The organism is Haladaptatus salinisoli (assembly GCF_020614375.1).
Classification (GTDB): domain Archaea; phylum Halobacteriota; class Halobacteria; order Halobacteriales; family Haladaptataceae; genus Haladaptatus; species Haladaptatus salinisoli.
The window spans coordinates 104,033-123,362 of sequence record NZ_CP085327.1 but is presented as its reverse complement, the minus strand read 5'-3'; the positions used below and the strand labels follow the sequence as shown (position 1 = coordinate 123,362).

Here is a 19,330-nt window from a genome sequence, read left to right as displayed (position 1 = left end):
GATTGAGGGTCTCGCAGGCGGTCCGTTACCCGCCGGTACGTAGTTCCTGCACGTGGTCGACGCGGCGCTGTACGAGGTCGTCGGTGCCGATGTCGTGGCGAACGTGCAGTCCTTCCTCGCCGGCGATCGAGAGGGCGTCCTCCGCCGTCTCCTCGGCCGCGGCGATGGAGTCGCCGACGCCCACGACGGCGAACGACCGCGAAGTCGTCGTGTAAATCCCGTCGTCGCGCTCGTCCACGCTGGCGAAAAAGAGGATGGCATCGCCCGCGCTCTCCTCGTCTATCGCCACCTTCGCGCCCGCTTCGGGGTCGGTCGGATAGCCCTCGGGGACGGCGTACTTGCACACCGTCGCCTTCGACGCGAACGAGAGCTTCGGAAGGTCCTCGCCCTCGCGCGCGGCGACGAGCACGTCGAGGAAGTCGGTCGCGAGCACCGGGAGCGTGTTCATCGCCTCGGGGTCGCCGAACCGGGCGTTGAACTCCACGACTTTCACGCCGTCCGCGGTGAGCATGAACTGCCCGTAGAGGACGCCCCGGTAGTCACCCAAGGCGGAGACGGTCGCTTTCAACACGTCCACGGCCTCGTGGTAGTCGTCCTCGGTCATGAAGGGAAGCGCGAGGTTCGCGTCGCTGTAACTTCCCATTCCGCCCGTGTTCGGTCCCTCGTCGCCCTCGTACGCGCGCTTGTGGTCCTGGACTGCCGGGGTGACCCGCAGTTGCCCGTTCGCCACGAGCGCCTGCACGGTGAACTCCTCGCCGACGAGTCGCTCTTCGAGGACGACGCGGTCGTAGTCGCTGTCGCGCAGGTACGCTTTCGCCTCCTCCGCGGTCACCTGGTCGCCGATGACTTTAACGCCCTTGCCGCCGGTCAGTCCGGCGGGTTTCACCGCGAGGTCGCCGTCGTATCCGTCGATGTACTCGCAGGCCGCCTCCACGTCGTCGAACGTCTCGAAGTCCGGACAGCCGGAAATGTCGTGTTCCTCCATGAACCGCCGCTGGAACGCCTTGTCCGTCTCGATGCGGGCGTCGTCCCGACGCGGCCCGAAGGCGTAGATTCCGGCGTCCTCCAGCGCGTCGGCGACGCCCGCCGCCAGCGGCCCCTCGGGACCGACGACCGCGAGGGTGGCGCCGACGTCCTCCGCGTAGGCGGTGACGGCCGTCGAGTTCGTCGCGTCGAGACTCTCGAATCCGTCGGCGAGGCGGGCGATACCGGGATTACGGTTTCCCGCGCAGGCGTAGAGGTCGGCGTCGCTGTCGGCCAGCGCCCGGGCGATGGCGTGTTCGCGGCCGCCACCGCCGACCAGCAGTACGGTTTCGCTCATACAGCCAAAATGTGGGCACACCGGTGTAAAGGTTGTCGTTACCCTCCGGAGATGTATGCACGTTCGTGGCTACTCCGGCGCTCGTTCCGCCAACAGTTTCCTGAGCGACACCGCCACCTCCTCGAAGTCGGAGATGTGGTAGCTGTCGCTCGTCAGCAGGATGCCGTGGTCGCCGACGATGACCCGGCTGACGAACCCGTCGGAGAACGCGCGGATGGTGAGTTGATACTCACCGAGGTCGGGTTCGGCCCCCAGTTCTTCGAGTCGCCTGTACGTCTCGTTCGTGCTGAAGCCGAGGCGTTCGTTGCTGACGAACACCGTCTCCAGTTCTCGCGCTCGCTCGGCGTCGCCCCCGTAGAGGTCGCTCCGGAGGTAGAGGTGGTCGAACTCGTTCCGAGTGAAGTAGATGACGCTCCTGAGCGTGTCCCCGATTCCCGTCCGACAGGTCGTGGCTATCTCGTCCGCGAACTGGTCGGAGATTCCCGTCTCTGTCATAATCGTATGCGGTACGCTTTCGACCCACATCAGTCGTGCGGCGAGGGTCTTTACGTGAGTCGGGGGCCAACCTTCGACCATGAACGACCCGACGCGGCGAAACCGACTCGACGAGGAGGAGAGCCCGTACCTCCGCCAACACGCCGACAATCCGGTTCACTGGCAGCCGTGGGACGAGACCGCGCTGGAGGCGGCGCGCGAGCGCGACGTCCCCATCTTCCTCTCCATCGGCTACTCGGCCTGCCACTGGTGTCACGTGATGGAAGAGGAGAGCTTCGAGGACGAGGAGGTCGCGGCTGTGCTGAACGAACACTTCGTCCCCATCAAGGTCGACCGCGAGGAGCGCCCGGACATCGATTCCATCTACATGAGCATCTGCCAGCAGGTGACGGGCGGCGGCGGGTGGCCCCTCTCGGCGTGGCTGACCCCCGAGGGGAAACCGTTCTACGTCGGCACCTACTTCCCGAAGCGCGCCCAGCGGGGACGCCCCGGGTTCGTCGACCTGCTCGAGAACATCCGGAACTCGTGGCGGACCGACCGGGGGGAGATGGAGAATCGCGCCGAGCAGTGGACGAACGCCATCGAGGGCGAGTTGGAATCGACGCCCGAGGCGGGCGACGCGCCGGACGCGGAACTGCTCCGGTCCGCGGCCTCGCAGACGGTTCGGAGCGCGGACCGCGAACACGGCGGTTTCGGGCAGGGTGGGCCGAAGTTCCCGCAACCCGCGAGAATCGACCTGCTCCTGCGCGCCTACGACCGAACCGGCGCGGCGCAGTTCCGCGACGTGGCGGTCGAGACGCTCGACGCCATGGCGAGCGGCGGTCTGTACGACCACGTCGGCGGCGGGTTCCACCGCTACGCGACCGACCGCGAGTGGACGGTGCCGCACTTCGAGAAGATGCTCTACGACAACGCCGAACTGCCGCGAGTCTATCTCGCGGGCTACCAGGTCACCGGGAACGAACGCTACGCCGACGTCGTCCGCGACACCTTCGCCTTCCTCGAACGCGAGATGCGCCACCCCGAGGGCGGTTTCTACAGCACGCTCGACGCGCGGAGCGAGGGCGAGGAGGGCAGCGAAGAGGGCGCGTTCTACGTCTGGACGCCCGAGGAAGTTCGCGACGCGGTGGGCGACGAGACCGCCGCGGACCTCTTCTGCGACCGCTACGGCGTCACGACGCCGGGCAACTTCGAGGGGAAGACGGTGCTCACCCTGCGGGCGAGCGTCCCCGAACTGGCCGAGGAGTACGACCGTTCCGAGGACGAGGTGGCGGAACTGCTCGAAGACGCCCGCCGGAAACTGTTCGACGCGCGCGAGGAGCGCGAACGCCCGCCCCGCGACGAGAAGGTGCTGGCGGGCTGGAACGGCCTGCTCGTCTCCGCGCTCGCGGAGGGCGGACTGGTGCTCGACGACCGGTACGCCGACCTCGCCGAGTCGGCCCTCGATTTCGTTCGGGAGCGACTCTGGGACGCCGAAAGCGGGCGGCTCTCCCGCCGGTTCAAGGACGTTTCCGGGTCGCACTCGGAAGCTCGTGAGACCGCGTCTCACGGCGGAGACGTCGCCATCGACGGCTACCTCGAGGATTACGCCTTCCTCGCGCGCGGCGCGTTCGACCTGTACCAGGCGACGGGGGAGAGAGACCACCTCGGCTTCGCGCTCGACCTCGCGCGGGCCGTCGAACGCGAGTTCTGGGACGGCGAGCGCGGGACGCTCTACTTCACGCCCGAGAGCGGCGAGCGACTGGTCGCCCGCCCGCAGGAACTGGCCGACCAGTCCACGCCGTCGAGTCTGGGGGTCGCCACCGACCTCCTCCTCGCGCTCTCGGAGTTCGCGCCCCACGACCGGTTCGCCGACGTCGCGGAGTCGGTGCTCGAAACGCACTCGCGGACCGTCGAGTCGAACCCGGTGCAGTACGCGACGCTGACGCTCGCCGCGGACCGCCGCGCCACCGGTTCGTTGGAACTGACGGTCGCCGCGGACGAACTCCCCGCGGCGTGGCGCGAGCGACTCGCCGAAGCGTACCTCCCGACGCGGATTCTGACCCGACGGCCGCCGACCGAGGACGGCCTCGCGGACTGGTGCGAGAAGCTCGGATTGGACGACGCGCCGCCGATCTGGGCGAACCGGGACGCTGACGGCGAACCGACCCTCTACGTCTGTCGGTCGTTCACCTGCTCGCCGCCGGTGACCGACGTCGACGCCGGACTGGAGTGGGCCGACGACCTGCGGCCGGTGTAGGGAGAAGGCCCTACCGCACCGACAGTCGGTGAGACCGTCGGTCTCCGTCGGTTCGTATTACCCGGAACTGACGCTTCTATCGCAACTCCGATGTTCGATCGGTTTAGCGACGGGAACTCACCACGAATATAGTGGCTCACCGAGCGACGCGCCCGGTACAGATCGTCACTCGTGAGTTCTTTTGAGCATCGCTCCGCCACGGCAGCGGTCTACGGTGTTGAACGTGGCGTCACGGTCAGCGTGGTACTTCAATACCCGGATCGCATCGCCATCAGAACGGTACGTGCGACCCAACCCACGTGAGCTATCCTCAGTCGATACATCAGTCTGGAATACCGACAAGAGCGATGTCGTACTTCGCGATCTCTTTGGCCGAGGCGAGAAGAATCACCTCGAATCGCCACGTTGCTCCGGCGGTCAGGTCGCCGGTGGTATCGAGATAGCGTCCGATCTGAGCCCCGGTATCGTCGTACACCCGCACGCGAACCTCGGCAAACGTGAGGAGACCGTTACCCGTATTGCTGGCGGTGCCTTGCACCGTTGGCCCCTTGTATCCTTTTTTGACGACGAACTGGTGGTTCCCGAGTTCGAGCGAGCTAAGGGGACTGGCGCTCTCGTTCGCATCCTGTTGGGCCAGCGCTTCCGCCGCGACCATCTCGTTCGCCGTCCGCGGGTCGCCGGCGGTTTCATTCACGCTACGACTCTCGTACCCCGGTTTGTTGCTCGTTCTCGCACAACCACCGAGGACGACGGTCGTTCCAACACCCACCGAGGCGAGAAAACGGCGACGGGAAACCCCCTTAGAACGATCCCTCATCCTCGATTCACTCCCTTCCAGCGCCGGCTGGCACTCGTCATAACGAAACAGTAGTGGGCGACACATTTCAAGATGGGCTGACGAGCGGCGGGTGGCCGTGGTCTCGCTGAGAACCGCCTAGCTCCACCGTACCGACGGTCACCGGTCGAGTAACGACTCTCCGTGAGGTCGTCGGGGATGGTTTTTCCGCCCCTGAAGGGGTTCGGGGCGCTCGAAACAGCACGTCTCGCCGATCACGATGATACTCAACGATCAGTGTGCGAGTGGTTTCGACGAAGACGTACCGCGTGTCTATCGGGACGATCGCGGCGGGCACCGAGAGCACTTCACATCCATCGGGGGACCCGAGTAGGGGTACCGACGTCTGCCGTGATCCCGTCGTTATACACGCGGTCCGTCTCTAACGACGGTTGCAAAGATTGGGGTTAACCGATGAAACCGGACAACAGACCGCTCTCTACTGCCGACCGTCCCCTTACGCTAACACGTCGCTTTCGAGCAGTTCGTCGGCGACGTACTCCGCGGCGGGCAGGCTCTCTTCCTCCTCGAACCGGACGATCTCATCGTCTTCCTCCGCGGTGATGTCGTCCGTGGCGGTTCGGTTGGTCGTCGCGCTCCGCTCGACGACGATGGTGGGGATGAGCGTCACGCCGTACTCTTCGACGAGTTCGCCGTCCTTCTCCTCGTCGACCTCGTAGACGTGTATCTCGTCCTCGGGGACGCCCGCGGCGTCCAGCGCGGCGAAGAAGTCGGGGAGTGCGGAGCGACAGTCGCCGCACCAGTCCGCACCCCAGACGCGGTAGGTGACTTCGCCGACGCCGGATTCGATGGCACTCACCGTCTCGCTGTGCGCGCTCGCGTCCCACGTCGGATTCGGTTCGGTCGATTCCATACTTGCGCCTAGGGTCGGATGCAGTTAAACGACTCTTTCTTCCGGCACCACCTGCCGGATTCCATCAGTGGTTTAGGCGTGGACGACTTACTTCCGAATCATGAAATCGTCCATCCTCGACACCGTGGGGTCGCCGCTCGTCCACGTTCGCTCGCCCGAGGGTGCGACCGTCGCGGCGAAGGTCGAGTCGTTCAACCCCGGCGGTTCCGCGAAGGACCGCCCGGCGCTGGCGATGGTCGAGGCCGCGGAGCGAGCGGGCGAACTGCACCCGGGAGACCGCATCGTCGAGCCGACGAGCGGCAACACGGGCATCGGGCTGGCGGTCGTGTGCGCGGCCCGCGGGTACGACCTCACCATCGTCATGCCCGCGTCGAAGTCGCCCGAGCGCCGGCAGCTGCTCAGGGCGTACGGAGCGGACATCGAACTCGTGGACGGCGATATGGAGGCCGCCCGAGCGCGGGCCGACGAACTCGCCGCGTCGGGAGACGCGACCCAACTCGGCCAGTTCGAGAACCCGGCCAACGCGGACGCCCATTATCGAACGACCGCGGAAGAGATTATCGAGGCCGTCGACGGGCGCGAAATAGACGCCTTCGTCGCGGGCGTCGGAACGGGCGGCACCATCACGGGCACCGCGGCGCGGCTAGCGGAGGAGCACCCCGACATGGAGGTCGTCGCCGTCGAACCCGAACGAAACGCCGTCCTCTCGACCGGGGAGTCCGGCGAGGACGAGTATCAGGGGATGGGCCCGGGTTTCGTGAGCGAACTGCTCGACGCCGACCGCATCGACGCCATCGAGACGGTGTCGCTGGAGGACGCCGAGGAGGAGTGTCGCCGACTCGCCCGCGAGGAGGGGATCCTCGTCGGCCAGTCGAGCGGAGCGGCGAGCGTCGCGGCCTACCGCGTCGCCGAGCGACTCGCCCGACCCGAACTCAACTGCCCGGAGGTCCCCGAAGAGTGGAGCGAGGCGATGGACGACGAGTTCGATTCGCCGTCGACGGTCACGTCCGACGGCGGCGTCGAACAGGGCTACGACGACTGCCCGCTCGTCGTCACCGTCTTCCCCGACAGCGGAGAACGGTACCTCTCGACCGGGATGTTCGATTAGAGGAACGCCCGAACCAGCTCCGCGAACGCCTCCGGTTTCTCTCGCGGCGGCCAGTGCCCGCAGTTCGGCAGCACGCGAACCTCCGCGTTCGGAATCAGCGTTCCGGCCCGAACCGCCCACGAAACCGGAACCAGCGGGTCGTTTTCGCCGTGAATCAACAGGGTCGGCACCGGGAGATCCGGGAGCCGATCGACGTAGTTCGTTCGAAGCCGCCGAGGGCCGACCTCGTTTCGCTGGAACGCTATCCACGCCGACTGGCCGCGGCGGCGAACTTCGTCGTACACCTCCGACACGAGTTCGTCGTCCGGCGTCCCCGCCACGGCGCTCCGGAGCGCCAGCGCGGTCGCCCGTCGACTCCGCCGCAGGAGGGAGAACGCGAGTCCGGTCAGGCCGAGCCGCCCGGCGACGTAGCCGACCGGTCCGCCCGGCACCGCCCCGCCGAGCCCGTAGCTGTCGACGAGTACCAATCGCTCGACGCGGCTCGGATCGTCGAGCGCGAAACCGAGGGCGACGCCGCCGCCCATCGAGACGCCGACGAGGTTCGCGGATTCGAGTTCGAGCGCGTCGAGGAGCCGTCCGAGCACGCATCGGTAGTACCCCGTGGTGACCGGCGCGTCCGGCGGGTCGCTCCCCCCGTATCCCGGCCAGTCCGGCGCGACGACGCGAAAATCGCCCGCGAACGCCGGAATCGCGCGCTTCCACGAGAGCCTCGCCGAGTCGAGGCTGCCACCGTGAAGTAGCACGACGGGCGGATCTCCCGGCTCGCCCGCCGCTAGGTATCGGATTCGGAGTCCGTCGCAATCGCCGATCCGCTCGTCGACGGTTGGCACAGGGTGACGATACGCGAGTCGGACGGAAAAAGCCGATCGCTCACTCCGCTCGGCTCTGAAGCATCGAGGCGACCGTGTTCTGGAGGTATCGCATGGCGGTTGCGAGGCTCATCAGGCCCTCCATCACCGCCTGCTGGCTCGCGCCGTCGGGATAGATGCGGTGTTCGAGCTGGATGGAGTGCGCCTCCGCGAAATCGCACGAGACGCTCTCCTCGTCGAGGAAGGTGTAGAACCCCGGCGTCGCCGCCAGCACCGGACCGATACGGGTCAACAGTTCCTGCCTGTCCCGGTCGTCCTCCTTGAGGAGCATGGTTCGATCCGTGTCGAACGCGTTCTTGCTGACCAGCCGAAGCGGCCCCCACGTCTCCTCTTTGATGATGTGGAGCGGAAGTTGCGCGAGTCGTAGCTGGACGTTGAACTCGGTTTCGTCGTCCGAGACGCGCTGCACGTCCTGTACTACGTTCTCGTCGAGCCACGCCTCCACCTGTTCGGAACTGATGTGCTCCCCCATGTCACGGAGGTTGCGAAGAACGTGGATAAGGGTTCCGCCGAGAGGGTCGCCCGACCGTTCGGAGTAGGTGTTCGATGCAGGCGTTATCGCTCGAACCGGAGGCGAACGCCGCCGATTCCGAGGCCGCTACAGAGGAAGAAGCATCCGAGCACGATGTGGTAGGCCGCGGACGCCGGGTGGTGCGTCAGCACGGAGGCGTCCGTCGGCAAACGAATCACCTCGGCGACGGTGAGCGGCAACCGGAGGAAGTCGAGTCCGAACGTCAGTATCTCGACCCCGACGAACGCGAAGAAGAGCCCGACGAGTTGGAACGGGAGCGTGGCGTCGCGAACCCAGATCGGCCCGACTATCCGCCGCGGTGGGTGATCGGACGGAGGGTTGGAGGGCATCGTTTCGGATTCGAAGCGGGAGGAAGTAGTCCTGTCGGTCGACCGGTCGCCTCGGGGGTTCGATTCCGAACGACGGAAGGGGCGATACGCCGGTTACGACCGGAACTCGTCTTCGGTCACTCGCACGACCAGCGTGTCGTCCACCTCGCGCAGGTCGTACTCCGGAACGCCGTCGACGGTGCGGGCGACGTACATCGGCTCCACGAGTTCCTCGCCGAACTCGCCGCCGACCACGCCGTACACCTTGAGCAGCGGGTCGGTCTCGGCGGGTTCGACGTCGCCGTCGCGCACCCGGGCCGCCAGCGTCCGCGAGAGCCACTCCTCGTCGCTCACGCTCGGTTCGAGGACGAGCGCCTCGTCCACGAAGCGCACGAGATACCAGTTCAGGTCGTTCAACAGCGAGGTGGCCGCGCCGACGCTGATGGTCTCCAGTTCGAGGCAGTTCCGGTACGGTTCGCGGAGCTGATAGGTGGCGAGGGCGTCGCGCGCCGTCTCCCGTGACAGCAGCTCGGCGCGCAGGTCCACTTCCGCCGAACCGACGAGCAGGACGCGGGTCACTGTTTCCCCGGTGGGAGCGGCGAAGTAAAGCGATTTCGTCTTCTCCCGGACGCCGGTCTCGGAATTGCCGTCGGCTCCGTCGAATAGTTATTTACGTGACAGTCGAATAGACGTGAACGATGTCGGACAAAGACGTCGTTCGTCGCGGGTACGACGAACTCGCGGACACGTACGCGGCCGAGCGGTCTCCGGACTCGCTCGAAACGGACGCTCTCGGCGACTTCCTGGACTCGCTGGAGGGGGCGGCGCGAATCCTGGACGCCGGGTGCGGCCAGGGCGTGCCGGTTCTCGAACGCGCCGGCGGTTCGACCGAGGCCGTGGGCGTGGACTTCTCCCGCGTCCAACTCCGCCGAGCGACCGAAAACGCCCCCGATGCGGCGCTCGCGCAGGGCGACATGACGTCGCTCCCGTTTCGAGACGGGGAGTTCGACGGCGTGACGGCCTTTCACTCGGTGATTCACGTCCCGAGCGAGGACCACCCGACGGTCGTCGCCGAGTTCGCGCGGGTGCTCTCGCCCGGAGGCCGGTTGCTCCTCACCGCGGGGACGTCCGAGTGGAGCGGGACGAACCCCGACTGGCTCGGAAGCGGCGTCGAGATGCGGTGGGATATCGCCGGCCCGGCGGAGACGCGAAGGCTCCTCGAGTCCGCGGGCTTCGCCGTCGAACGCGAAGGGACGGTGGAAGACGGACTCGCCGAGCAGGACGCGGAGTTCGCGTACTTCGTCGCACGGCTGCAAGCGTGAAACGGGCCGGTTTTCCGCAGTGGCGCTCGGGCGTCCATCTCGACCGAATCCACCATTTCGATGATAGTTCGAAGAGCGGTGATTTGTATTTTCATCCGTCAATTACTCTCAGAAAAAGTTGGCTTCCGACTCGAACCCGTGCGTTAGACGAGTTCTAGCGATTCGTTGAACGAAATACCGCAACCGCACCACACCGCACCGCCAAAGCCACATACCTCCCTAACCGACTCCCTCCGCTCCTTTCTGTCGTTTCGGTCGTCCACCGTCGGAGACAAGTTCCGACGAGCCGTTCGCTCACCCCGTTCACGAAGACCTCGCGCGGGCGGTTCGCGGATTCTCTGCGGACCGCCTTCGCGCGCCGGGGACCCACGGGACGAGGGTGAATTTCGTAAACGGAGTGGAGGTGAATTCGAGCGAATCAGAGTTCGACCAGTTCCACGTCCCCCGCGACTTCCTCGGCCAGTTCGAACAGGTCGTCCGGTTCCGCGTTTTCGACGATTTCGAGCGTCGCGTTCGTCTCGGGAAAGTCCGGCGCGATGCGGTTACAGCCCGCCGGAATCGTGGAATCGGTAAAGGTATCTATCTTCCGGGCGCGGGCGACGATGTCGCTTTTGTCCATCGTCAGCAGTGGCCGGTGGACGGGCATCGTCGTCGCCGCGCTCGTCACGCCGAGGTTTCGCGCGGTCTGGCTGGATTTCTGGCCGATGGCCTCGCCGGTGACGATGCCGTGGGCGCGCTCGTCGCGGGCGAGGTGCTCCGCGACGCGGTACATGAACCGGCGGAAGACGAGCATCCGGGCCGGGCCGACCTCCTCGTCGAGCAGGCGCATCACGTCTCCCGCCGGAACCCTCCTGACGCGCATATCTTGGTCGGGCGCGTACTTCGAGAGCTTTCGCACCGTCTCGACGGCCCGCGCTTCGTGGTCGGGGCCGCCGAAATCGCCGAGGTCGAGGTAGACGGGGACGACGGGACTGCCGCGTTTCATCACCTCCCACGTCGCCACGGGCGAGTCGATGCCGCCGCTGACCAGCGAGACGAGTTTCGTCTGGGTGCCAAGCGGGAGTCCCCCCGGCCCGGGGCGCTTTTCGAGGAAGACGAAGGCGTCCGTTTCGCGCACCTCGACCCAGAAGGTGACGTCGGGGTCGTCCAAATCCACCTCGGGGTTCTCGACCGCCTCCCAAATCGCGGTGCCGCCCTCGCGTTCGAGTTCCGCGCTGGTGAACGGGTGGTCCTTCGACGACCGCCGGGCGCGCACGGCGAAGGTGCCCTCGCGGTAGTGTTCGCGGGCGGCCTCGGCCAGCGTCTCCTCGATGACCTCCCGTTCCGGCGAGACGACGACCGCGGGGCTTGCCGACTGGACGCCGAAGGTGTCCGCCGCCGCGTCGGTCGCCGCCTCGACGTCGTCTTCGCTCGCGTGGACGAACAGGCGCGACCACTGTCGCTCGACCTCGGCGTCGATGCCCCGGTCGGCGAGGATTCCCGCGATGTTGTCCCGAAGCCGTCGCTCCATCTCCGTCTGCACTTTCCCACTCTTCACGCCGACGTCGCCGTGGCGGACGAGGACGGTGTCGGCTCCCGACGGGTGCATACCGGGCGTAACAGCGGCCGCAATAAACGAGTGTCGAACCGAAGGGCGATTCAGAACGTCGTCACGTCGCCTCGGATGGCCCGCTCCGTGATCGTCGCCACGTTCGCCAGTTCCTCGTCCACGAGCGCGACGATGTCGTCTTCGATGTCGGCGAGCGAGACGCCGTCCTCCACGACGACCTGCGCGTCCGCGACGTGCGGTTCGTCGATGGGGCGGCCGATCTGCGAGAGGAGGCGAACCCGCATGTCGCGGATGCCGTCCACCTCGGCGACCACGGTCTCGGCGATGCTGGTGCTGAGCAGGTTGTATATCTTCCCGATGTGGTTGACGGGGTTCTTCCCGCTCGTCGCTTCCATGCTCATCGAGCGGTTCGGCGTGATGAGTCCGTTCGCGCGGTTTCCGCGTCCGACGGAGCCGTCGTCGCCCATCTCGGCGCTCGTGCCGGTCGTCGTGAGGTAGATTTCGTCGTCGCTGTCGCCGTCGGCGGTGTTGACGTAGACGTTCACGTCGCGGTCGGTGTACTCCTCGGCGACGGCGCGGACGTAGCCGCGGACGTTCTCGACCATCGCGTCGTACTCCTCGCGGTCTTCGACGTACCGGTCCACCATCGCGGCGGCGACGGTCACGTCGATGGTGTCGCGCTCGCGCTTGCCCATTATCTTCACGTCCGGGCCGAGCGCGGGATGGTCCGCGGCGAACTCGCCGTTGAGTCGGCGCTCCGCGTTCAGCACGATCCGCTCGGTTTCAGAGAGCGGCGCGTGGCCGACGCCGAAACTCGTGTCGTTCGCCATCGGCACCCTCGCGCCGTCCTCCGAGAACACGCCCTGCAGGTCGCCGCTTCCCTCGCCGAGTTTCACGTCGAGGATGACGTCGGTACCCACGTCGAGCTCCGGGATGTGTTCGTTCAGGTACTCGCGGGCCGCCTCCAGCGCGATGGTGTCGGTCGGAATCTTGGTGCCTTCGTACGACTTCGTCGCGCGACCGACGAGGAGAATGTAGATGGGTTCGACCAGTTCGCCGCCGCCGAAGCGCGGGTTCGCGCTCCCCGCGACGAGTTGGGTCTCGTCGGTGTTGTAGTGGAGGACCTTCCCCACGCGGTCGAGGTACGCCTGCGAGAGCGCGCTGGAGACGCTTTCGGCGATGCCGTCGCAGATAGAGTCGGGGTGGCCGATGCCCTTTCGCTCGACGATTTCGATGTCCTGGTCTTCGACTGCCCGACGGTCGATAGGCTCCACCTGGATGTTCCGCTCGGTCATTATCTCGGATTCACAGTCGCAGATTCTATAACTTCCGGAAACGCTCCGGCGCGTTAGTATTACTCACGGTCATTCCGGAGCAGGAGACCGAGGTACGAAGTTCTGACCTGCTCGTCCGGGTCGAGACCGATGTCGCGGAGCACGGCGTACGCCCCGTCGCGCGCCGATTCGACCGCGTCCTCCTCGGCCTCGGCTTCGACTTCCACGAACTCGCCGAGTCCCGCCACCGAGTCGAGGACGACGAGGTAATCGTCGAGTTCGTACCGCTCGCGCTCCTTGCGGACGGTCGCCGCCGCCTCGAAGCCGAGCGCCGACAGCAGCGCGTCGACCGTGTCGCCGTCTCCGACGACGGTCTCGTGTTCCTCGCGCGTCTTCGACTCCTCCTCGACCAGCGGTCCTTTGTACGTCACGACCTCCGCGGTCCCCTCCTCGCCCGCTTCCCGGCGAATCCGGAGCGCCTCGTCGGTCTCGGCGAAATCGCGGTGTGGCGCGTCGTAGTAGAAGTCCTCCTGCGTGACGGTTCCGAGCGGGCGAGCCCCGATTTCTCGGAGTCGCTCCCGAACCGCCGCGTGGTCGGCGCGAACCTTCACTTCGACTTCGTACATAGTCGGAAGAACGGACGGAACGGCATAAGATGTGTGGAGAACGACTCCCGTTTTTCGTGCGCCGACCGCGCGGATTCGCGGTGGGCTGACAGCTCGTTTCCCGCCGTCGCGCCCGGTTCACGCTCCGAATCGCCCGACCGTGTTCCATCCCCGAGCGACGCCGCGCGCGAGGAGATGTCCGCCGACGCTTCCGACGAGCACCCCGGCCAGTACGTACGCGACCGCTATCGCGACGAAGACGATTCCCGGGATGGAACCGAAGGCGGTGGCGCTCGCCGGCCCTCGATCTACGAAACGAACGCCGGCTTCGACTTCCGTTTTTCACGCGGTTTTCGGCGTCGTCTCGTCGGTCGCGGTCGCTCTCGAACGGTCGTCGACGCCGAGGTAGTCCGCGAGGCGTCGCAGGTCGTCCGGGTCGCGGTCGAACGCCCGAACGTCGTTCTCCGCGACCGTGTTGTCGAACTTCAGGGAGCGGTACTGGTCGGCTCCCATCGGAACGAACGGAACGAGGCCGGCGAGCCGCAGGCCGAGTCCGGCGAGCGGCATGGGAATCGGGAGGACGACGACCGACTTTCCCTCCGCGCGGTAGGCGAGTCTCGTCACGTCGGCGAGCGTGAGCACTTCGGGGCCGCCGAATTCGTAGGTTCGACCGGCGCGTCCGTCGTCCTCCGCGCAGTCGGCCAACAGCGGCGCGATGTCGCCGACCCAGATCGGCTGGAATCGGGTCTTTCCGCCGCCCGGAAGCCCGGTCACGTAGGGCGTGGTCAGCGTCTTCGTGAACGAGACGAACTCCCCCCCGTCGCCGAAGACGACCGACGGGCGGACGAGTATCCAGTCGAGGGTCGAGTCGCGGACGACCCCCTCCGCGCGCCCTTTCGCTCGGATGTAGGCGGTCGGCCCGTCGGGGTCCGCACCGAGGGCGCTCATCTGGACGAGTTTCGGGACGTCGCGCTCTTCGCACGCGCGGACGACGTTCTCGGTGCCGCCGAGGTGGACCTCCTCGTGGCTCGCGCCCGAGGGTTGGAACAGCGGCGAGAGGGCGACGAGGTTGACCGCCGCGTCCCGTCCCCCGAACGCGCCTTCGACGGATTCGTAGTCGGTCACGTCGCCCGCGACCGTTTCGACGCCGGCGGGGAGGGCGGCGTCCTCGGGGTTGCGCGCGAGCACGGTCACGTCGTGGCCGCGCTCGTGGAGTTCTTCGGTGAGGGCGGTACCGACGAAGCCGCTGCCGCCGACGATCAGCACTCGCATATCGGTTCGTTGAACCGTCGGGAACTTTACGTCATCCGGTGGCGCGGACGACAGGGCGTGTCGTCGGCGCGTCGCGCGGTTCGTCGCCCCTCGAACGGACACGACCGTCCGCGGTGCCTGCGCCGGCGGACAGCTTCCCGCGATAGTTTCTCTTCGCGACCGCCGGAGTGGACGCGGGGATTGGAGCGTTCCGGAAACGATCGTCGTTCGAGCGATACCGACGCGCCGACCCACAACGTTAACCCCGAATCCGACCCAAACCCCGCGTATGATTACCGCAGACAGGATGGCCGCGGTGGACGAGAACGCCGAGGCGCTCGGCGTACCGCGCAAGCAGTTGATGGAGTCGAGCGGGAACGCCGTCGCCCGCGAAGTGCGCGAGGTCGCCTCGCCGGGTTCGCGGGTGGTCGTCGTCGCCGGGCGGGGGAACAACGGCGGCGACGCCTTCGTCGCCGCTCGATTTCTGGACGACTACGACGTGTCCGTGTTCCTGCTCGGACGGGCCGAAACCATCGGCACCGACATCGCCCGCGAGAACTGGGACGCGCTCCGGGAGGCGGAGTACGACGCGATGGAAGTGACCGACTCCCGCGCGCTCGACCTGCCCGACTGCGACGTTATCGTGGACGCCATGCTCGGAACCGGCGTGACGGGCGCGCTGCGCGAACCCGAGGCGACCGCCGCCGAGAAGATGAACGAGAGCGACGCGACGGTCCTCGCGGTGGACGTCCCCTCGGGCGTGAACGCCGACACGGGGGAGGCGGAGGGCACCGCGGTCGACGCCGACCGCGTGGTCACGTTCCACGACACGAAACCCGGCTTCGACGACCTCGACGGCGACGTGACGGTCGCGGACATCGGCATCCCCGCCGCCGCCGAGCGGTTCGTCGGCCCGGGCGACCTCCGCGGCGTGCGCGGCGAAATCGGCGGTCGGGTGTTCGTCATCGGGGGCGGTCCGTTCACCGGCGCGCCCGCGCTGGCGGCGCAGTCGGCCCTGCGAGCGGGAGCGGACCTCTCGTTCGTGGCCGCGCCGGACGCCGTGGCCGGCGAGATTCAGGGTTACGCCGAAGACCTCATCGTCCAGCCCTACGAGGGCGACCGGCTCACGTCCGACCAGGTCGACGGACTGGTGGAGACGGCGGAGGGGTACGACGACACGGTCGTCCTCGGACCGGGACTCGGAAACGCGGACGAGACCGTCGAGGCGGCCGCTTCGTTCCTCGAATCGTTCTCGGGCAGGGCGGTGGTGGACGCCGACGCCCTCCCCGCGATTCCCGACCTCGACACGGAGGCGACGCTGGTCTGCACGCCGAATCGCAAGGAACTCGCGGAGATGGGCGGTCCGGAGACGGACGACCTGCGCGAGGCGACCGACGGCATCGAAACCCTCGCCGCCGACCTCGGCCACGTCGTGCTGGCGAAGGGCGCGGTCGACGTGGTGTCGGACGGCGAGCGAACGCGCGTCGTCCGAACCGGAAACACCGGGATGAAAGTCGGAGGCACCGGCGACGTGCTCGCCGGAATCGTCGCGGGGCTGTTCGGGGCGGTGGACGCCTTCGACGCCGCCTGCGCCGGGTCGTACGCCAACGGGCGGGCCGGGGACCTGCTGTACGACGAGCGCGGGGAAGGGCTCCTCGCCTCCGACCTGCTCGACGCCGTACCCGCGGCCATCCGGGGTGGGTTCGATGACTGACGCCGACGACCTGACTCACACCGACGAGGAGGGCGAGGTGCAGATGGTGGACGTGGGCGACAAGCCAGACGCGGCCCGCCGGGCGGTCGCCGAGGGCGAAATTCACCTCCGACGGTCGACCGTCGAGGCGATTCGCGCGGACGACCTGCAGAAGGGCGACGTGCTGGCGACGGCGCGAATCGGCGCGGTGCAGGCGGTGAAACATACGTGGGAGACGATTCCGATGTGCCACCAGATTCCCATCACCAACGTCGAGACCGAGTTCGACGTGCGCGACGACCGCGTCGCGCTCTCGGTCGCGGTGGAGACGACCGGGAAGACGGGGTGCGAGATGGAGGCGCTGGAGGGGGTCACGACTGGACTGAACGTCGTCTGGGACATGGTGAAAGCCGCCGAGAAGGACGACGACGGGGGGTATCCCGACACCGCGATCCGAAACGTCCGGGTGGTCGAAAAGGAGAAACGGCCGCTTACGCGATAGCCGAATCCCGGTCCTCGGCGGGAGTGAGATACTCCGTTCCCCAGTCGCGCATCGCGGTGATGACCGGTTGGAGCGACTCGCCGATCTGCGTCAGCGAGTACTCGACGCGAACCGGCTTCTCGTTCACGATTTCGCGGTTTACGAGCCGTTTTTCCTCCAGGTCCTCCAGGCTGTCCGACAGCACCTTACTGGAGATACCGTCCACCTCCTCTTTGAGCGCGTTGAACCCGAGGGGGCCGTTTTCGAGGAGTCGATGCACGATGACGGGGTGCCACTTCTTCCCGACCAGTCGCGCCGTCGCGGTGATGGAACACCACTCTTCGCCCGCACACCAGAGTTCGAGGGGTCGCGCCGGTTCGCTCATGACCGAACGTTTTCGCCGCCGGCACAAAAAGTTACCCACGACCACCGACTTACGTTTCGTAACTGTCCGCGCTCCGCGACGCTCCCGGACGACCGGTCGGCGGACGGACCGAAGAGCGAAAATCTCTCTCCCGCGGTTCGACGCGTGTCCGCCCCGATATCGGCGGTCGAACGAAGTGAAATCTGCGGTATCTATTCTCACCGAAACGTTTTCGTCCTCCGCCGACGGAGGAGTAACTGCAGAGCTGTGATAATAGGTAACATTTATCAATGGCTGGTTGTTACCTACTGCTGTATAGTAAGTCGATTACGACACACTACCACGCTGGCATGACCCCGAGCACGCACGAAGCAGACGACTCCCGACGGAATAGGACCGACGACCGATACGCCGAACTGGCGGTGCAGGACGACGCGGTCCTCATCTACGACCAGAAGAACCACCGGGCGTGGATTCGCTCCGACGGGGCGGTATCGATCTCCTCGATGCTTTAGGCCGACGGCGCGGCCGTCAAGTCGCTCGCTTTCGCCCGCGACCGCTGCACGATGGACGGGCGTGCCTCGAACTCGACGACCACTTCGTCCTCCACGTAAGTCACGTCCTCCACGCGCGCGTGGTCGTGAACCCACGAGACGACGCTCATCGTGTCCTCGGTCATCGGCATGACGAGTCGTTCGAACTCCCAGTCGGGGAGTTCGACGTCGATGCGGCGTTTGAGCGCCTCGACGTTCGACCCCTCCATCCCGCTGATGGCGACGGGGTTCGGCGCGAGCGCGGAGAGTGCCTTTCGCTTCTCTTCGAGTTCCTCGTCGCTCACGGCGTCGATCTTGTTCAACACCGTGACGATGGGCGCTTGGTTGCGCTCGTACAGCGTGTCGTGACAGGTGACGAGCTTCTCGCGGATCTCGTCGACGGGTTCGCTCACGTCCACGACCAGCAGGACGAGGTCCGCGTAGTACACCGCGTCGAGCGTGGATTTGAACGATTCGACCAGCCAGTGGGGCAGGTCCTGGATGAATCCGACCGTGTCCGTGACGAGCACGTCCCGTCGGTCGATGGCCGCCTTCCGCGTCGTCGTGCCGAGCGTGGTGAACAGGCGGTCTTCCGCCTCTGCGGTGGTGGCGAGGTCGGGGTGCAGGTCGTCGTTCTCGCCGATTTCGAGGTCCTCGGCGAGCCGCTGTAGCAGGGTGGACTTCCCGGCGTTGGTGTAGCCCGCGAGCGCCACGAGGTCGAAGCCCGACTCCCGGCGCTTCTGTCGGCGGTCCGCTTCCTTGTCGGCGATGGCGTCGAGTTCGTTCTTGATGCGGCTGATCTGGTCTTTGATGTCCCGTTCGCGGCTCTCGTCGTACTCGCCGAGCCCCATGAAGCCGGGGCGCTCGTCGCGCTTGGCGAGGCTCGTCTTCGCCTCGACGCGGGGGAGTTCGTACCGGAGCTCCGCCAACTCGACTTGCAACTGCGCCTTGCGGGTCTGCGCGCGCTGGCCGAAGATTTCGAGGATGAGTCGGAACCGGTCGATGACCCGCGTGCCCTCGGGGAGACGCTGACCCAAGTTGTACGTCTGGTACGGGCCGAGTTGATTGTCGAAGACGACCAACTCGGCCCCCGTATCGGCGACGGTTTCGGCCAGTTCGGTCACTTTCCCCTCGCCGAACTGGAACGCGGCGTCTTCCTCGCGCGACTGGGTGAACTCGGCGATTACTTCGTAGCCGGCGGCGCGGGTCAGGTCCCGAAGTTCGGCGGTGTCGGCGGTTCCTGCGTCTACTCGTTTTGCCAGTATCGCTTTCATAGGAGTAGTTTGCGAGCGGCGTACGCGGCGTGGTGTGCGGCCTGCACGGTTTCACGTTCGGCTATGCTCTCGACGTACTTAAATTCAGGTTCGAGGTACTGTTCGACCATCCACTCGGGCTCCTCGTAGAATTCGCCGCGTTCGGCGACGACCGGCCCTTCCGGCTGGGTCGGCAGGTCGCCGAACGCGGCGGCGACGAGGTCCGTGATGGCGGAGAGCGTCGGTTGTTCGCGGCTGACGGCGAACCCCATTCCCTCGATACATCGCAGGCGCGTCGTTCCGACGGTAGCGTGGACGGCGGCGGCGACCATCAGGTACTCGCCTCGCTCCTCGTGGCGACCGCTGATGTCGACGCCGACCACGTCAGCCGTGCCGGCCCTTCACTCCCGTTCGTGCCGCGTTT

The 19,330-nt window shown here is 66.6% G+C and carries 21 protein-coding genes; 6 read left to right on the top strand and 15 right to left on the bottom strand.

Annotated elements, in window-relative coordinates:
• Positions 1 to 25: 25 nt before the first annotated feature.
• Together purD and LIX00_RS00670 are read right to left on the bottom strand one after the other, a co-directional pair.
• A complete protein-coding gene (gene purD / locus LIX00_RS00675; RefSeq protein ID WP_227354267.1) occupies positions 26 to 1,321 on the bottom strand; it encodes a phosphoribosylamine--glycine ligase in 1,296 nt (431 codons plus the stop codon).
• A gap of 69 nt (positions 1,322 to 1,390) precedes the next feature.
• Positions 1,391 to 1,816 carry a DUF7522 family protein gene (locus tag LIX00_RS00670; RefSeq protein ID WP_227354266.1) on the bottom strand — a complete coding sequence of 142 codons (426 nt, stop codon included), beginning with the start codon at positions 1,814 to 1,816 and terminating at the stop codon, positions 1,391 to 1,393.
• A gap of 79 nt (positions 1,817 to 1,895) precedes the next feature.
• On the opposite strand from LIX00_RS00670, the gene LIX00_RS00665 reads away from it, so the two are divergent.
• Positions 1,896 to 4,055: a thioredoxin domain-containing protein gene (locus tag LIX00_RS00665; protein ID WP_227354265.1), complete on the top strand. Its 2,160-nt coding sequence runs from the start codon at positions 1,896 to 1,898 to the stop codon at positions 4,053 to 4,055.
• A gap of 322 nt (positions 4,056 to 4,377) precedes the next feature.
• On the opposite strand, the gene LIX00_RS00660 is transcribed toward LIX00_RS00665, so the two are convergent.
• Positions 4,378 to 4,749: an FxLYD domain-containing protein gene (locus tag LIX00_RS00660; RefSeq protein ID WP_227354264.1), complete on the bottom strand. Its 372-nt coding sequence runs from the start codon at positions 4,747 to 4,749 to the stop codon at positions 4,378 to 4,380.
• Positions 4,750 to 5,347: 598 nt separating this feature from the next.
• Entirely contained in the window at positions 5,348 to 5,764 is a 417-nt protein-coding gene (locus tag LIX00_RS00655) for a thioredoxin family protein (protein ID WP_227354263.1), read from the bottom strand.
• A 100-nt stretch (positions 5,765 to 5,864) separates the two neighbouring features.
• On the opposite strand from LIX00_RS00655, the gene LIX00_RS00650 reads away from it, so the two are divergent.
• Positions 5,865 to 6,872 (top strand): PLP-dependent cysteine synthase family protein, encoded by a 1,008-nt coding sequence (locus tag LIX00_RS00650; protein WP_227354262.1) that lies wholly within the window; start codon positions 5,865 to 5,867, stop codon positions 6,870 to 6,872.
• Here the strand turns inward: LIX00_RS00650 and LIX00_RS00645 are convergent.
• From LIX00_RS00645 to LIX00_RS00630, 4 genes are all read right to left on the bottom strand, one after another.
• Positions 6,869 to 7,702, bottom strand: a complete 834-nt coding sequence (locus LIX00_RS00645) for an alpha/beta fold hydrolase (protein ID WP_227354261.1) — start codon at positions 7,700 to 7,702, stop codon at positions 6,869 to 6,871. The genes LIX00_RS00650 and LIX00_RS00645 overlap by 4 nt on opposite strands.
• A gap of 40 nt (positions 7,703 to 7,742) precedes the next feature.
• A complete protein-coding gene (locus LIX00_RS00640; RefSeq protein ID WP_227354260.1) occupies positions 7,743 to 8,213 on the bottom strand; it encodes a DUF2299 family protein in 471 nt (156 codons plus the stop codon).
• A gap of 83 nt (positions 8,214 to 8,296) precedes the next feature.
• Positions 8,297 to 8,602, bottom strand: coding sequence for a hypothetical protein (locus tag LIX00_RS00635; protein WP_227354259.1), 306 nt, complete (start codon positions 8,600 to 8,602; stop codon positions 8,297 to 8,299).
• 93 nt (positions 8,603 to 8,695) lie between these two features.
• Complete coding sequence (locus tag LIX00_RS00630; RefSeq protein WP_227354258.1) at positions 8,696 to 9,160, bottom strand: DUF5804 family protein; 465 nt, start codon at positions 9,158 to 9,160, stop codon at positions 8,696 to 8,698.
• A 119-nt stretch (positions 9,161 to 9,279) separates the two neighbouring features.
• Here LIX00_RS00630 and LIX00_RS00625 point away from each other — a divergent pair, with 119 nt between their 5' ends.
• A complete protein-coding gene (locus LIX00_RS00625) occupies positions 9,280 to 9,903 on the top strand; it encodes a class I SAM-dependent methyltransferase (RefSeq protein ID WP_227354257.1) in 624 nt (207 codons plus the stop codon).
• Positions 9,904 to 10,321: 418 nt separating this feature from the next.
• On the opposite strand, the gene thiI is transcribed toward LIX00_RS00625, so the two are convergent.
• From thiI to LIX00_RS00605, 4 genes are all read right to left on the bottom strand, one after another.
• Positions 10,322 to 11,491 carry a tRNA uracil 4-sulfurtransferase ThiI gene (gene thiI, locus LIX00_RS00620; RefSeq protein WP_227354256.1) on the bottom strand — a complete coding sequence of 390 codons (1,170 nt, stop codon included), beginning with the start codon at positions 11,489 to 11,491 and terminating at the stop codon, positions 10,322 to 10,324.
• A gap of 50 nt (positions 11,492 to 11,541) precedes the next feature.
• Positions 11,542 to 12,747, bottom strand: coding sequence for a methionine adenosyltransferase (locus LIX00_RS00615; protein WP_227354255.1), 1,206 nt, complete (start codon positions 12,745 to 12,747; stop codon positions 11,542 to 11,544).
• Positions 12,748 to 12,806: 59 nt separating this feature from the next.
• Positions 12,807 to 13,352, bottom strand: a complete 546-nt coding sequence (gene cyaB / locus LIX00_RS00610; RefSeq protein ID WP_227354254.1) for a class IV adenylate cyclase — start codon at positions 13,350 to 13,352, stop codon at positions 12,807 to 12,809.
• Between the two features lie 321 nt (positions 13,353 to 13,673).
• On the bottom strand, positions 13,674 to 14,603 hold the full coding sequence (locus LIX00_RS00605; protein WP_227354253.1) for a complex I NDUFA9 subunit family protein: 930 nt from the start codon (positions 14,601 to 14,603) through the stop codon (positions 13,674 to 13,676).
• Positions 14,604 to 14,871: 268 nt separating this feature from the next.
• On the opposite strand from LIX00_RS00605, the gene LIX00_RS00600 reads away from it, so the two are divergent.
• Positions 14,872 to 16,296 (top strand): NAD(P)H-hydrate epimerase, encoded by a 1,425-nt coding sequence (locus LIX00_RS00600; RefSeq protein ID WP_227354252.1) that lies wholly within the window; start codon positions 14,872 to 14,874, stop codon positions 16,294 to 16,296.
• Positions 16,289 to 16,777: a cyclic pyranopterin monophosphate synthase MoaC gene (gene moaC, locus LIX00_RS00595; RefSeq protein WP_227354251.1), complete on the top strand. Its 489-nt coding sequence runs from the start codon at positions 16,289 to 16,291 to the stop codon at positions 16,775 to 16,777. The genes LIX00_RS00600 and moaC overlap by 8 nt, the downstream gene beginning before the upstream one ends.
• Here moaC and LIX00_RS00590 read toward each other — a convergent pair.
• Positions 16,767 to 17,141 (bottom strand): winged helix-turn-helix transcriptional regulator, encoded by a 375-nt coding sequence (locus LIX00_RS00590; protein WP_227354250.1) that lies wholly within the window; start codon positions 17,139 to 17,141, stop codon positions 16,767 to 16,769. The two genes, moaC and LIX00_RS00590, sit on opposite strands and share 11 nt — an antisense overlap.
• 329 nt (positions 17,142 to 17,470) lie before the next feature.
• On the opposite strand from LIX00_RS00590, the gene LIX00_RS00585 reads away from it, so the two are divergent.
• Positions 17,471 to 17,635 carry a DUF7331 family protein gene (locus LIX00_RS00585; protein ID WP_227354249.1) on the top strand — a complete coding sequence of 55 codons (165 nt, stop codon included), beginning with the start codon at positions 17,471 to 17,473 and terminating at the stop codon, positions 17,633 to 17,635.
• On the opposite strand, the gene hflX is transcribed toward LIX00_RS00585, so the two are convergent.
• Together hflX and LIX00_RS00575 are read right to left on the bottom strand one after the other, a co-directional pair.
• Positions 17,632 to 18,927, bottom strand: coding sequence for a GTPase HflX (gene hflX, locus LIX00_RS00580; protein WP_227354248.1), 1,296 nt, complete (start codon positions 18,925 to 18,927; stop codon positions 17,632 to 17,634). The two genes, LIX00_RS00585 and hflX, sit on opposite strands and share 4 nt — an antisense overlap.
• Entirely contained in the window at positions 18,924 to 19,289 is a 366-nt protein-coding gene (locus LIX00_RS00575) for a DUF2209 family protein (protein WP_227354247.1), read from the bottom strand. The genes hflX and LIX00_RS00575 overlap by 4 nt, the downstream gene beginning before the upstream one ends.
• Between the last annotated feature and the right edge of the window lie 41 nt (positions 19,290 to 19,330).

Excerpts from the sequence above, each read along its gene's own strand:
- purD (WP_227354267.1), bottom strand. The coding sequence starts at position 1,321 with ATGAGCGAAACCGTACTGCTGGTCGGCGGTGGCGGCCGCGAACACGCC.
- LIX00_RS00670 (WP_227354266.1), bottom strand. The coding sequence starts at position 1,816 with ATGACAGAGACGGGAATCTCCGACCAGTTCGCGGACGAGATAGCCACG.
- LIX00_RS00665 (WP_227354265.1), top strand. The coding sequence starts at position 1,896 with ATGAACGACCCGACGCGGCGAAACCGACTCGACGAGGAGGAGAGCCCG.
- LIX00_RS00655 (WP_227354263.1), bottom strand. The coding sequence starts at position 5,764 with ATGGAATCGACCGAACCGAATCCGACGTGGGACGCGAGCGCGCACAGC.
- LIX00_RS00650 (WP_227354262.1), top strand. The coding sequence starts at position 5,865 with ATGAAATCGTCCATCCTCGACACCGTGGGGTCGCCGCTCGTCCACGTT.
- LIX00_RS00640 (WP_227354260.1), bottom strand. The coding sequence starts at position 8,213 with ATGGGGGAGCACATCAGTTCCGAACAGGTGGAGGCGTGGCTCGACGAG.
- LIX00_RS00635 (WP_227354259.1), bottom strand. The coding sequence starts at position 8,602 with ATGCCCTCCAACCCTCCGTCCGATCACCCACCGCGGCGGATAGTCGGG.
- LIX00_RS00625 (WP_227354257.1), top strand. The coding sequence starts at position 9,280 with ATGTCGGACAAAGACGTCGTTCGTCGCGGGTACGACGAACTCGCGGAC.
- thiI (WP_227354256.1), bottom strand. The coding sequence starts at position 11,491 with ATGCACCCGTCGGGAGCCGACACCGTCCTCGTCCGCCACGGCGACGTC.
- LIX00_RS00615 (WP_227354255.1), bottom strand. The coding sequence starts at position 12,747 with ATGACCGAGCGGAACATCCAGGTGGAGCCTATCGACCGTCGGGCAGTC.
- cyaB (WP_227354254.1), bottom strand. The coding sequence starts at position 13,352 with ATGTACGAAGTCGAAGTGAAGGTTCGCGCCGACCACGCGGCGGTTCGG.
- LIX00_RS00605 (WP_227354253.1), bottom strand. The coding sequence starts at position 14,603 with ATGCGAGTGCTGATCGTCGGCGGCAGCGGCTTCGTCGGTACCGCCCTC.
- LIX00_RS00600 (WP_227354252.1), top strand. The coding sequence starts at position 14,872 with ATGATTACCGCAGACAGGATGGCCGCGGTGGACGAGAACGCCGAGGCG.
- moaC (WP_227354251.1), top strand. The coding sequence starts at position 16,289 with ATGACTGACGCCGACGACCTGACTCACACCGACGAGGAGGGCGAGGTG.
- LIX00_RS00590 (WP_227354250.1), bottom strand. The coding sequence starts at position 17,141 with ATGAGCGAACCGGCGCGACCCCTCGAACTCTGGTGTGCGGGCGAAGAG.
- LIX00_RS00585 (WP_227354249.1), top strand. The coding sequence starts at position 17,471 with ATGACCCCGAGCACGCACGAAGCAGACGACTCCCGACGGAATAGGACC.
- hflX (WP_227354248.1), bottom strand. The coding sequence starts at position 18,927 with ATGAAAGCGATACTGGCAAAACGAGTAGACGCAGGAACCGCCGACACC.